This window comes from Streptomyces sp. NPDC048612 (assembly GCF_043199295.1).
In the GTDB taxonomy this organism is placed as follows: Bacteria; Actinomycetota; Actinomycetes; order Streptomycetales; family Streptomycetaceae; genus Streptomyces.
In genome coordinates, this window is the sequence record NZ_JBICVV010000002.1 from 44820 (window position 1) to 56459 (window position 11640).

At 70.9% G+C, this 11640-nt stretch carries 11 protein-coding genes; 1 reads left to right on the forward strand and 10 read right to left on the reverse strand.

Annotation, left to right across the window (positions count from 1 at the left end; all coding sequences use genetic code 11):
- Positions 1-340: 340 nt before the first annotated feature.
- Positions 341-2866 (reverse strand): ATP-dependent Clp protease ATP-binding subunit, encoded by a 2526-nt coding sequence (locus ACGFN2_RS03560; RefSeq protein WP_362610560.1) that lies wholly within the window; start codon positions 2864-2866, stop codon positions 341-343.
- Between the two features lie 499 nt (positions 2867-3365).
- On the opposite strand from ACGFN2_RS03560, the gene ACGFN2_RS03565 reads away from it, so the two are divergent.
- Positions 3366-4046, forward strand: a complete 681-nt coding sequence (locus tag ACGFN2_RS03565; protein ID WP_362610562.1) for an SCO3374 family protein — start codon at positions 3366-3368, stop codon at positions 4044-4046.
- On the opposite strand, the gene ACGFN2_RS03570 is transcribed toward ACGFN2_RS03565, so the two are convergent.
- The 9 genes from ACGFN2_RS03570 to panC form a co-directional block, all read right to left on the reverse strand.
- A complete protein-coding gene (locus ACGFN2_RS03570; protein ID WP_362610623.1) occupies positions 3977-4315 on the reverse strand; it encodes an Lsr2 family protein in 339 nt (112 codons plus the stop codon). The two genes, ACGFN2_RS03565 and ACGFN2_RS03570, sit on opposite strands and share 70 nt — an antisense overlap.
- Before the next feature lie 156 nt (positions 4316-4471).
- Positions 4472-4990 (reverse strand): amino-acid N-acetyltransferase, encoded by a 519-nt coding sequence (locus ACGFN2_RS03575; RefSeq protein ID WP_362610565.1) that lies wholly within the window; start codon positions 4988-4990, stop codon positions 4472-4474.
- 9 nt (positions 4991-4999) lie between these two features.
- Positions 5000-5479 (reverse strand): BlaI/MecI/CopY family transcriptional regulator, encoded by a 480-nt coding sequence (locus tag ACGFN2_RS03580; RefSeq protein WP_393357981.1) that lies wholly within the window; start codon positions 5477-5479, stop codon positions 5000-5002.
- Positions 5480-5649: 170 nt separating this feature from the next.
- Positions 5650-5829 (reverse strand): hypothetical protein, encoded by a 180-nt coding sequence (locus ACGFN2_RS03585; RefSeq protein WP_393357234.1) that lies wholly within the window; start codon positions 5827-5829, stop codon positions 5650-5652.
- 45 nt (positions 5830-5874) lie between these two features.
- Positions 5875-6492: a hypothetical protein gene (locus ACGFN2_RS03590; RefSeq protein WP_362610625.1), complete on the reverse strand. Its 618-nt coding sequence runs from the start codon at positions 6490-6492 to the stop codon at positions 5875-5877.
- Between the two features lie 149 nt (positions 6493-6641).
- A complete protein-coding gene (locus tag ACGFN2_RS03595; protein ID WP_362610570.1) occupies positions 6642-7439 on the reverse strand; it encodes a type III pantothenate kinase in 798 nt (265 codons plus the stop codon).
- Positions 7440-7443: 4 nt separating this feature from the next.
- Complete coding sequence (gene nadC / locus ACGFN2_RS03600; protein WP_362610573.1) at positions 7444-8505, reverse strand: carboxylating nicotinate-nucleotide diphosphorylase; 1062 nt, start codon at positions 8503-8505, stop codon at positions 7444-7446.
- A 67-nt stretch (positions 8506-8572) separates the two neighbouring features.
- Complete coding sequence (locus ACGFN2_RS03605; protein WP_393357237.1) at positions 8573-10426, reverse strand: L-aspartate oxidase; 1854 nt, start codon at positions 10424-10426, stop codon at positions 8573-8575.
- A complete protein-coding gene (gene panC / locus ACGFN2_RS03610) occupies positions 10423-11580 on the reverse strand; it encodes a pantoate--beta-alanine ligase (protein WP_393357983.1) in 1158 nt (385 codons plus the stop codon). Before panC ends, ACGFN2_RS03605 begins: the two co-directional genes overlap by 4 nt.
- Positions 11581-11640: the final 60 nt, after the last annotated feature.

Consider the following 11640-nt stretch of genomic DNA (forward strand, 5'->3'; position numbering starts at 1 on the left):
CACGCGGCGGTGGCTCACTTATGACCTGGGCGTTTCAAGGCAGTGGCGGTCCCGCTTTTCGCGTCTGGACTCTGGACAGGCTTCGGGCCGGGTGCCGTATTCGCCGGTGCGTGATGTTCCCGAAGGTATTCGGGTGGAGGTGGCGGGTGGCGGGCGGGCGCCGCCGATGCCCGGCATCGGCTCTCTGTGAATGGCTGAAAACGACCCTTGCCGAATAGGGGCTTTATTTCCGCGCGGCTAAAGAACAGGGGCGAAAGGCCGGGGCCCGGACAACAGAACTGCCCCGGAATCGTACGAAACGATTCCGGGGCAGTGCCGCAGTCGGTGCTGCGCTGAGCCGTCAGGCGTCCTTGCTCAGGTTCGGGCCCGAGCCGCCGGTGGCGGACTCGATCGGCGGGGCGTCGGGCAGGGCCGACTTCTCCTCGCCGCGGAAGGTGAACTTGGCGGTGTCACCCTCGCCCTCGACATCGACGACCACGATGTGGCCGGGACGCAGCTCGCTGAAGAGGATCTTCTCCGAGAGGGCGTCCTCGATCTCGCGCTGGATCGTGCGGCGCAGCGGACGGGCGCCGAGCACCGGGTCGTACCCGCGCTTGGCCAGCAGCGACTTGGCCTCGCTGCTGAGCTCGATGCCCATGTCGCGGTCCTTGAGCCGCTCGTCCACCTTGGCGATCATGAGGTCGACGATCTGGATGATGTCTTCCTCGGTCAGCTGGTGGAAGACGACGGTGTCGTCGACACGGTTGAGGAACTCGGGGCGGAAGTGCTGCTTGAGCTCTTCGTTGACCTTGTTCTTCATCCGCTCGTAGCTGGACTTGGTGTCGCCCTGGGCCGCGAAGCCCAGGTTGAAGCCCTTGGAGATGTCCCGGGTACCGAGGTTGGTCGTCATGATGATGACCGTGTTCTTGAAGTCCACGACCCGGCCCTGGGAGTCGGTCAGGCGACCGTCCTCCAGGATCTGCAGCAGCGAGTTGAAGATGTCCGGGTGGGCCTTCTCGACCTCGTCGAAGAGCACGACGGAGAACGGCTTGCGGCGCACCTTCTCGGTGAGCTGGCCGCCCTCTTCGTAGCCGACGTAGCCGGGGGGCGAACCGAACAGCCGCGAGACGGTGTGCTTCTCGCTGAACTCCGACATGTCGAGGGAGATCAGCGCGTCCTCGTCGCCGAAGAGGAACTCCGCCAGCGTCTTGGACAGCTCGGTCTTACCGACACCGGACGGGCCGGCGAAGATGAACGAGCCGCCGGGACGCTTGGGGTCCTTCAGGCCGGCACGGGTACGGCGGATGGCCTGGGAGAGCGCCTTGATGGCGTCCTTCTGGCCGATGACGCGCTTGTGCAGCTCGTCTTCCATCCGCAGCAGCCGGGAGGACTCCTCCTCGGTGAGCTTGAAGACCGGGATGCCGGTGGCCGTCGCCAGGACCTCGGCGATCAGCTCCTCATCCACCTCGGCGACGACGTCCATGTCGCCGGCCTTCCACTCCTTCTCCCGCTTCGCCTTGGCGGCCAGGAGCTGCTTCTCCTTGTCGCGCAGGCCCGCGGCCATCTCGAAGTCCTGCGAGTCGATCGCGGACTCCTTCTCCCGGCGCACATCGGCGATCTTCTCGTCGAATTCGCGCAGGTCCGGCGGCGCGGTCATCCGGCGGATACGCATCCGGGAGCCGGCCTCGTCGATCAGGTCGATCGCCTTGTCCGGCAGGAAGCGGTCCGAGATGTAGCGGTCGGCCAGGGTGGCGGCGGCGACCAGGGCGGAGTCCGTGATGGACACGCGGTGGTGCGCCTCGTAGCGGTCCCGCAGGCCCTTGAGGATCTCGATGGTGTGCGGCAGCGACGGCTCGGCGACCTGGATCGGCTGGAAGCGGCGCTCCAGGGCCGCGTCCTTCTCCAGGTGCTTGCGGTACTCGTCGAGCGTCGTGGCACCGATGGTCTGCAGCTCGCCTCGCGCCAGCATGGGCTTGAGGATGCTGGCGGCGTCGATCGCGCCCTCGGCGGCGCCCGCACCCACGAGGGTGTGGAGCTCGTCGATGAACAGGATGATGTCGCCGCGGGTGCGGATCTCCTTGAGGACCTTCTTCAGGCGCTCCTCGAAGTCACCGCGGTAGCGGGAGCCGGCGACCAGGGCACCGAGGTCGAGGGTGTAGAGGTGCTTGTCCTTGAGGGTCTCGGGCACCTCGCCCTTGACGATGGCCTGCGCCAGTCCCTCGACGACCGCCGTCTTGCCGACGCCGGGCTCGCCGATGAGGACCGGGTTGTTCTTGGTACGGCGGGACAGGACCTGCATGACCCGCTCGATTTCCTTCTCGCGCCCGATGACCGGGTCGAGCTTGGTCTCGCGAGCGGCCTGCGTCAGGTTGCGGCCGAACTGGTCCAGGACGAGGGAGGTCGAGGGGGTGCCCTCGGCGGGGCCGCCGGCGGTGGCGGCTTCCTTGCCCTGGTAGCCGGAGAGCAGCTGGATGACCTGCTGCCGCACCCGGTTGAGATCGGCGCCCAGCTTCACCAGGACCTGGGCGGCGACGCCCTCGCCCTCGCGGATCAGGCCGAGCAGGATGTGCTCCGTACCGATGTAGTTGTGGCCGAGCTGAAGGGCCTCGCGGAGCGACAGCTCCAGGACCTTCTTGGCACGGGGGGTGAAGGGAATGTGCCCGGACGGAGCCTGCTGGCCCTGCCCGATGATCTCCTCCACCTGCTGGCGGACCGCCTCGAGCGAAATCCCGAGGCTCTCCAGGGCCTTAGCGGCGACACCCTCACCCTCATGGATCAGGCCCAGGAGGATGTGCTCGGTGCCGATGTAGTTGTGGTTGAGCATCCGGGCTTCTTCCTGAGCCAGGACGACAACCCGCCGCGCGCGGTCGGTGAACCTCTCGAACATCGTTAATCGCTCCTCAGAGCGGTCAGGCAGTTAGGGGTCGGTCCCCTCCCTGTCCTTCCGCATGCTAGTCCCGCGGGGCGGGACAGCTCATTCCAACTGCCGACACCCGTCCGGATCACCCCCGCTCCTGCGAGGAAATTTACTGCCGAACAGCTGACATCTGCTCCAACTCGATGGTGCGAGACGATGTTCCCGCAGGCCAGGCATATACGCCCTCTGCCACTACGCCCGTGGCGAACGCGCCCTCTGTCGACACGCCGTCCGTCGCCGGCCTTCGGGCCGGGGCGGAACGCCTCGGACGCCGGTCACACCGTCTCTTCCCACTGAGACTGTCTTACCCGCTGCCACTGACACTCCATGCGGCGCGGGCCGCTTCCATCCGCTACGGGCGAACATCCGCACGCCCTCGCACACCCCTCCACACCTCTCCCGCAGGCACGGTACGTACGCGCACGCCTACGCAGCGTAACTTCCTGAGTTTCCGGGAGTTTCACCGGGCATGGCCCGCGTGCTTCCGCGACCCCGCAGCCCCCTCGCCGCCGTCCGCCGGTGGTACGAGGAAGAGCTCGGCTGGCCGACCACCGGAACGGAGCCGGTGGAGCTGCCGACGGGGCTGCGCTTCGATGTGCTGGAGATGCCGGCCGGGGCGGGAGGTGCCGTATTACGGCGCCTGCCGCGGACCGGTCCGGTGGCACTCCTTCGGGCCGGATGCGACGGGAATCACTCCGGTGGTCGGCCGAAATTGCTCATGCTCATCGCGGCTGGCGGCGCCGAGGAACTCCCGGGAATCCTGGAATGGCTGGAGTGGGGCGCGCTCGTCCCGGATCTCACGGTGCGTGGGGCCGGGGACCGGATGCCCGCGCCGGTGTTCCCGGCGGCCGCGGCACCGTCATACGGATTCGGTTCCCGGGAGGCCGCGCGGTGGGTGCGGCCTCCCCGGCCCGGGTACGAGGCGGAGAATTCCCTGCCCACCACGGGGTTCGGGGCAGGAAACGGGGACGACGGAGGCGTCCCCGACCTCGTACGACTCGTGAGCGCGGCGGCGACGGAGTGCCACCGTGCCCGGTTGGTGCGTGCTGGTAATGCCCAATCGGACCGCGCGTACGGCGATCAGCCGTTGGCCTTCTCGAATGCCTCACGAATGTCGGCGGGGACCCGGCCGCGGTCATTGACGTTGTAGCCGTTCTCCTTGGCCCAGGCGCGGATCTTCGCGGTGTCCTGGCTGCTGCCGGAAGCCGCACCGCGCGCCTTGCCGCGGCCGGAAGAAGCGCGGCCACCGGTGCGGCGGCCCGCCTTCACGAAGTCGGCGAGGGAGTCGCGCAGCTTCTGGGCGTTGCCTTCAGAGAGGTCGATCTCGTAGGACTTGCCGTCGAGTGCGAACGTCACCGTCTCGTCCGCCTCGCCACCGTTGAGGTCGTCGACAAGAAGAACCTGAACCTTCTGTGCCACCGGTTTCCCTTTCATCGAATGCGGATTACGACGGAAAGCAAACCGCTTTTCCGGGAAAAACACAAACCCTTGGGTAGGGTTCACTTGCCCACAGAGCGGGGAACGCATGCTTCCGTACCCATGAGATAGGGGAGCGATTCGGACATAGAACACTCATCACAGGTGCAGAAGCATCCGACTGTTACCCAGGGTGTTGGGCTTCACTCGTTCGAGGCCCAGGAACTCCGCAACGCCCTCGTCATAGGAACGCAGCAGCTCACTGTAGACATCACCGTCTACCGGGGCTTCGCCGATCTCTACGAAGCCGTGCTTGGTGAAGAAGTCGACTTCGAAGGTGAGACAGAAAATGCGCCGCACTCCGAGCCAGCTCGCGGTGCGCAGCAGCTTGTCGAGGACTTGGTGGCCGACTCCTGTCCCCTTCAGCCGCGGATCGACGGCCAGGGTGCGGACCTCGGCCAGGTCTTCCCACATGACGTGGAGTGCCCCGCAGCCGACGACCTCGGCGTCTTCGTCGCGCTCGGCGACCCAGAACTCCTGGATGTCCTCGTAAAGCGTGACGGTGGCTTTGTCGAGCAGGATCGCGTCACGTGAGTAGGCGTCGATGAGACGGCGTACCGCCGGTACATCGCCGGTCCTGGCCCGGCGGACGGTGAGGCCTTTTGAATGCGGAGGCATGCCGGGACGCTATCGCTCCTTGCCGGTGGCACTCGCCCCGGGTTCATCCCCTTCGGCGGGCCCGGCTTCACCGGCGCCTTCCGGTGCGGCTTCCGCCGGGTGTTCTTCCGCAGGCCCGGTCTCTTCCGCCTCTTGTGCCGGTTGTTCCGGGCCTTCCGCCGGTTCGTCGACCTGGACCATCCGTACGGCGTCGCGCAGGGCATGGCGCTGTTCCGGGGACATCATCCCGAAGAAGGCGACAAGGGCGGCCGCGGGGTTGTCGCTGGCGGACCATGCCTCGTTCATCAGTGCGGCCGCGTAGGCGGCGCGGGTGGAGACCGCCTCATAGCGATAGGCGCGGCCTTCTGCTTCGCGGCGCACCCAGCCCTTCTGGTGAAGGTTGTCCAATACGGTCATGACCGTGGTGTAGGCGATCGACCGTTCCTTCTGCAGATCTTCCAGGACTTCTCGAACGGTGACCGGGCGGTTCCACTCCCAGACCCGCGTCATGACCGCGTCTTCCAGATCACCCAAGCGTCTCGGCACACAAGAACAATAGTGGGAGATGTCGCGAATGCCCGTTGATCTCGTTGCGTTTGGGCCGGAAAACGCGGTACGACCCGGGACGTGAATCCCGGGTCGTACGGTGTGCGCGGGGTGCCGAAAGTGCGGCGGGCGGCTCAGACGCCGTGCGCGGTGGGCTCCTGACCGGCGGATTCGGCGCGTGCCAGGGCGGCGTCCACGGCGGCGTCCTCCTTGGCCTTGTTCGCTCCGCCCTGGCTCTTGATGATCGTCACGATCAGGGCGGTGAAGGCCACGGCCATCACCACGGGCGGGAGCAGCGCTGCGACGTAATCCATGACGTATGGCCTCCTTTGGGCGTGAGACACCAGAGTACGCAGCGCTCAGGCGGTGCGGCTCTCGGGGGGCGGGGCGGGTTTGCGGCGGGGCGGGAAGACCTCGCCCGGTGTGGGGATCGGCCGGTCGCGCTGCGGGCCCTTGGGCTGCGGGGCGGGCGCGGGCTGGGGTTTGCGCTCGGGCTTCGGCTGCCGTTCGGGCTCCGGTTCCCGGCCGGCGCCGCGGGCTGCCGAGCGGCCGCCCGGCAGCGCGCGCAGCCGGGCCCGTACGGAGTGCTCGGCGAGCTGCTCGCAGTGGCGCAGCAGGGCGCCGCGGCGTGCGCTCTCGGCCGTCGCGCCGGACCGCGGCAGCGAGCGCAGGGCGGCGAGGTCGTCGGGGCCGGGGACGTGGCCCGCTGTCAGCGCCTCCCTGAGCTGCGTGAGATAGCCGGTGGCCGAGCCGGGCAGGGCCGCGCGGTAGCGGGCGAGGTCGGCGAGGAGGAAGGCGCGCAGCCGGCCGCCTTCGCGGACCGCCTCGTCGACCGCCTCGGCCAGCCGGAGGTATTCCTGGATGTCCCGGGACCGCTCGGGGCAGGGGGTCCCGGGCGGGGCGGCGGGGGGCGTCGTCTGCAGGGCATGGGCGAGGGCGCGACGGAGCACACGCAACTCATCGGCGCTGAACGCCATGCCGCCGCGGGTTCCGTTTGGCATTGGCATATGGCGACTTTACGACCAATTCCGACAAAAGCCGCTTAATTCGTGACCGGTGGCGCGGCAGCGAGCCGCACCACCGGTCTTCCGGCGCCGGAATGGCTTCCGCGGACGGTGGTGTTCCGCTACGAGCGGGCGATATTCCGCTCGTAGACCAGCCGCAGCCCGATCAGGGTGAGCCAGGGCTCGTGCGCGTCGATCTCCGAGGACTCACCGAGCACCATCGGCGCCAGCCCGCCGGTGGCGATCACGGTCACCTCGTCCGGGTCGTCGGCCAGCTCCCGCGCCATGCGCCGCACCACACCGTCGACCTGGCCCGCGAACCCGTAGAGGATGCCGGACTGCATGGCCTCCACGGTGTTCTTGCCGATGACGCTGCGCGGCCGGGCCAGTTCGATCTTGCGGAGCTGGGCGCCCTTGACACCCAGCGCGTCCACCGAGATCTCGATGCCCGGAGCGATCACGCCGCCGACGTACTCGCCGCGGGCGCTGACCGCGTCGAAGGTGGTGGCCGTGCCGAAGTCGACGACCACCGCGGGTCCGCCGTAGAGCTCGACGGCCGCCAGGGCGTTGATGATCCGGTCGGCGCCGACCTCCTTCGGGTTGTCCATGAGGATCGGGACGCCCGTCTTGACGCCCGGCTCCACCAGGACGGCGGGCACGTCGCCGTAGTAGCGGCGGGTGACCTCGCGCAGCTCGTGGAGGACGGAGGGCACCGTGGAGCAGATGGCGATGCCCTCGATGCCGTCGCCCAGGTCGTCGCCGAGGAGCGGGTGCATCCCCATCAGGCCCTGGAGGAGCACGGCCAGCTCGTCGGCGGTGCGCCGGGCGTCGGTGGAGATCCGCCAGTGCTCGACGATCTCCTCGCCGTCGAAGAGGCCGAGGACCGTGTGGGTGTTGCCCACGTCGATGGTCAGGAGCATGGCGTCAGCGGTCCTCACGCACGTCGTCGGCCGGTTCCCGGTCGCCCCGGCCGTCGTCCTCGCGCAGGTCGAGGCCGATGTCGAGGATCGGGGAGGAGTGGGTGAGCGAGCCCACCGCGAGGTAGTCGACGCCGGTCCCGGCGTAGGTGCGGGCGTTGTCCAGGGTCAGCCGGCCCGAGGACTCCAGCATGGCCCGGCCGGCGACCAGGGCCACCGCCTCTCGGGTCTGCTCGGGGGTGAAGTTGTCCAGCAGGATCAGATCGGCGCCCTCGGCGAGGATCGGCGGGATCTGGTCGATCCGGTCGACCTCCACCTCGATCGCCAGCCCGGGGAACTCGTTCCGTACGGCGGTGAAGGCCTCGGCGACGCCGCCGGCCGCGACCACGTGGTTGTCCTTGATCAGCGCCGCGTCGGAGAGCGACATCCGGTGGTTGACGCCGCCGCCGCAGCGCACCGCGAACTTCTCCAGGGCGCGCAGTCCCGGCGTCGTCTTACGGGTGTCGCGGACCCGCGTCTTCGTGCCGTCGAGGGCGTCCGACCAGGCCTGGGTCGCGGTGGCGATACCGGACAGCCGGCACAGCAGGTTCAGTGCGCTGCGCTCGGCGGTGAGCAGGTCGCGGGTGCGGGTGGTGACGCTCAGCAGCGGGGTGCCGGCCGCGACCCGGTCACCGTCCTCGACGTGCCGCTCGACCTCGAACGCGTCGGTGCAGACGAGGGACAGCACCGCCTCGGCGACCCGCAGCCCGGCGACGGTGCCGGCCTCGCGGGCCGTGAAGTCGCCGGTGGCGACCGCGTCTTCGGAGATGGTCGCCACGGTCGTGACGTCCACGCCCTGGTCGAGGTCCTCCTCCAGGGCGAGCTGGGCGATGGCCTCCACCTGGACGGGGTCGAGCCCGGCGGCCACCAGGAGCGCGGCCAGGTCGGGGTCGAGACCGCAGGCCAGCGGGTCGATCTCGTACGCGCCCCCGTCGCCGCAGCCGCAGGCGTCGCCGCAGCCTCCGGCGGGGGCGCCGGCGGTCGGCCCGCCGATCTGGAGGAGGGGGAGGTCGTCGGGGGTGCTGCTCACGGGGTGGCTCCGTATCCGGGGAGGTGGGGTGGGCGCGGTCTGTCGTGGCGGGCGGTGGGGTGGGTGGCTACGGGGTGACCGTCGGCGGGAAACCGGCGGTCTCCGTCATCCGGAGGGTCAGCGCGCGGTCCGCGGCCAGGGTGATGCGGAAGTGGCGGCGCCAGGAGGCATCGTCCCGGTCCGGGTGGTCCTCGCGCCAATGGCAGCCGCGGGTCTCCGCACGGCGCTGTGCCGCGGCGACCAGCACCCGGGCGACGCACAGGAGGTTGGTGGCCTCCCAGGCTTCCACTCCGGGCTCGGGGGCCTTGCGGTCGGCGGGCCCGGCACTTCCGGCGGCGGTCGCGCCGGCCGGTTCGTCGCCGCCCGCCGGAAGGGCCGCCACGGTCGCCTCGCGGTGCAGGCGGTCCAGTTCGGCGGCCGCCCGGGCGAGGCTCTCCGCGCTGCGCAGCACGCCCGCGCCGGCGGTCATGATCCGCTGCACGGCCGTACGGGTCTCGGGGGCGAGCAGCGGGAGGGTGGTGTGGGGCGCGGGGTCCGGGGCGGGGCGTGTGGGGTGCGCCGACGCGCCGTCCGCGGTGCCGTCGTGCGTGCCGGAGGCGCCGTCCGCCGTGGGTTCCGGGGTCTCCGGGGCGTGCGGTCCGGCGATGTCCGCGGCGATCCGCTCCGCGAAGACCAGGCCCTCCAGAAGGGAGTTGGAGGCGAGCCGGTTGGCGCCGTGCACGCCGGTGCAGGCGACCTCGCCGCAGGCGTAGAGGCCGGGGACGGTGGTGCGCCCGCGCAGATCGGTGCGTACGCCGCCGGAGGCGTAGTGCGCGGCCGGGGCGACCGGTATCGGTTCGGTGACCGGGTCGATGCCGTGGCTGCGGCAGGCGGCGAGGATGGTCGGGAAGCGGGTCTCCCACATGGGCGCGCCGAAGTGCCGGCCGTCCAAGTACATGTGCTCGACGCCCTGTTCGTGCGCCCGGCGCATGATCTCCTTGGCGACGATGTCGCGCGGTGCCAGCTCGGCGAGTTCGTGCCGGCCGACCATGAAGCGGGTGCCGCCGGCGTCGACGAGGTGGGCGCCCTCGCCCCGTACGGCCTCGGAGATCAGCGGCTGCTGGCCTTCCGCTTCCGGCCCCAAATACAGGACGGTGGGGTGGAATTGGACGAACTCCAGGTCGGAGACCTCGGCGCCGGCGCGCAGCGCCAGGGCCACCCCGTCGCCGGTGGAGACCGGCGGGTTGGTGGTCGCGGAGAAGACCTGGCCCATGCCCCCGGTGGCGAGCACCACCGCCGGGGCATGTACGGCACCGACGCCGTCGTGCTGGCCCTCCCCCATGACGTGCAGGGTGACCCCGGCGGTGCGGCCGTCGGCGTCCGTGAGCAGGTCGAGGACCAGCGCGTTCTCGATGGTGCGCAGCCCGGCAGCGCGGACCGCCTCGACGAGCGCACGGGAGATCTCGGCCCCGGTGGCGTCCCCGCCGGCGTGCGCGATACGACGGCGGTGGTGGCCGCCCTCGCGGGTGAGCGCGATCTCGTCGCTGCCCGGTGCGGTGTCGAAGCGGGCGCCGGTGCCGATCAGCCGGTGGACGGCGTCCGGGCCTTCGGTGACCAGGGTGCGTACGGCGGCCTCGTCGCAGAGTCCGGCGCCCGCCACCAGGGTGTCGGCCAGATGCTGCTCCGGGGTGTCGCCGTCGCCGAGCGCCGCCGCGATCCCGCCCTGTGCCCAGCGGGTGGAGCCGTCGTCCAGACGGGCCTTGGTGACGACGACGGTGCGGCGGCCGGCCGCGGCGCAGCGCAGGGCGGCGGTCAGCCCGGCCACTCCGGAGCCCACCACGACGACGTCCGCCGCGATGGACCAGCCGGGGGCGGGGGCGGTCAGACCTATGCCGGTGCCTGCCGCGGGCCGGGGTGCGGTGCCTGTTCCGGTGGCGGTCATCGGGTCGCTCCGAGGGTGCCGTGAGGGGTGGTGGGGGTGGCCGGGGCTCCGGCGGCGAGGCCGTCCGAAGGGGTGGCGTCCGTGTGCAGGCCGCCCTCGGGGGCGGCTGTCGTTCCGGACGCCCCCGCGCCGAAGACGAGGCGGATGTTGTCGATCAGCCGGGTGGTTCCGACCTTGGCGGCGACCGCGAGAATGGCCTCGCCCTCGTAGCCGTCGGGGACCTCGGTGAAGTCGGCGGGGTCGACCAGCGCCAGGTAGTCGAGGGTGAGCGGCGGCTCGAAACGGGAGGCGTCGTCCAGCACCGCGCCGGCCGCGGCGCGCGCCACGGACGGGCCGTGCGGGGGGCCCGCAGCGGCGTAGGCGACGGCGTGGGCGTCGGCGGCGGCCCGGTCCTCGCCGAGGGCGGCGAGCGCGGCGGCACGGTCCTGCGCCGGGTGTCCCGTGGAGGCGGCGCGGGCGCGCAGCGCCTCCTCGGCCGCGAGCCGGTCGCGGGCCGCGAACAGCGCCGCCGACAGCGCGAGCGCGGTGCGCCGCTCCGGGAGGGAGAGGTAGCGGTTGCGGCTGGAGAGGGCGAGGCCGTCGTCCTCGCGCACCGTGGGGACGCCGACGATCTCGACGGGGAAGTTGAGGTCGGCGGCCATCCGTGTGATGACGGCGAGCTGCTGGGCGTCCTTCTGGCCGTAGAAGGCGATGTCGGGCGAGGTCAGATGCAGCAGCTTGGCGACGACGGTCAGCACCCCGTCGAAGTGCCCGGGGCGGCTGGCGCCTTCCAGGAGGGTGCCCATGGGGCCCGCGGTGATCCGGATCTGCGGTTCTCCGCCCGGGTAGACCTCGTCGGCGGACGGGGCGAAGACGACGTCCGCGCCCGCGGCGGCGGCCAGCTCGGTGTCCGCCTCCAGGGTGCGCGGGTAGCGGTCCAGGTCCTCGCCCGCCCCGAACTGCAGCGGATTGACGAAGACGGTGACGACGACCTGGCCCTGGGGTCCGACCCGGTGGCGGGCGGCGCGGACCAGGGTGGCGTGGCCCTCGTGCAGCGCGCCCATGGTCATGACGACGGCGCGGGCTCCGGTGCCGCGGGGCAGCTCGCGGAGCGCCGCGGCGGTGTGGAGGAGGTGCACGGGGCGGGTGGGGCGGACGGGGCGGCTCTCGTCCATGGGCTGGTCCGGCTCCTGGGTCACGGGCACGTCCGGTGCCGCGGCGGCGTCCTGGTGGGG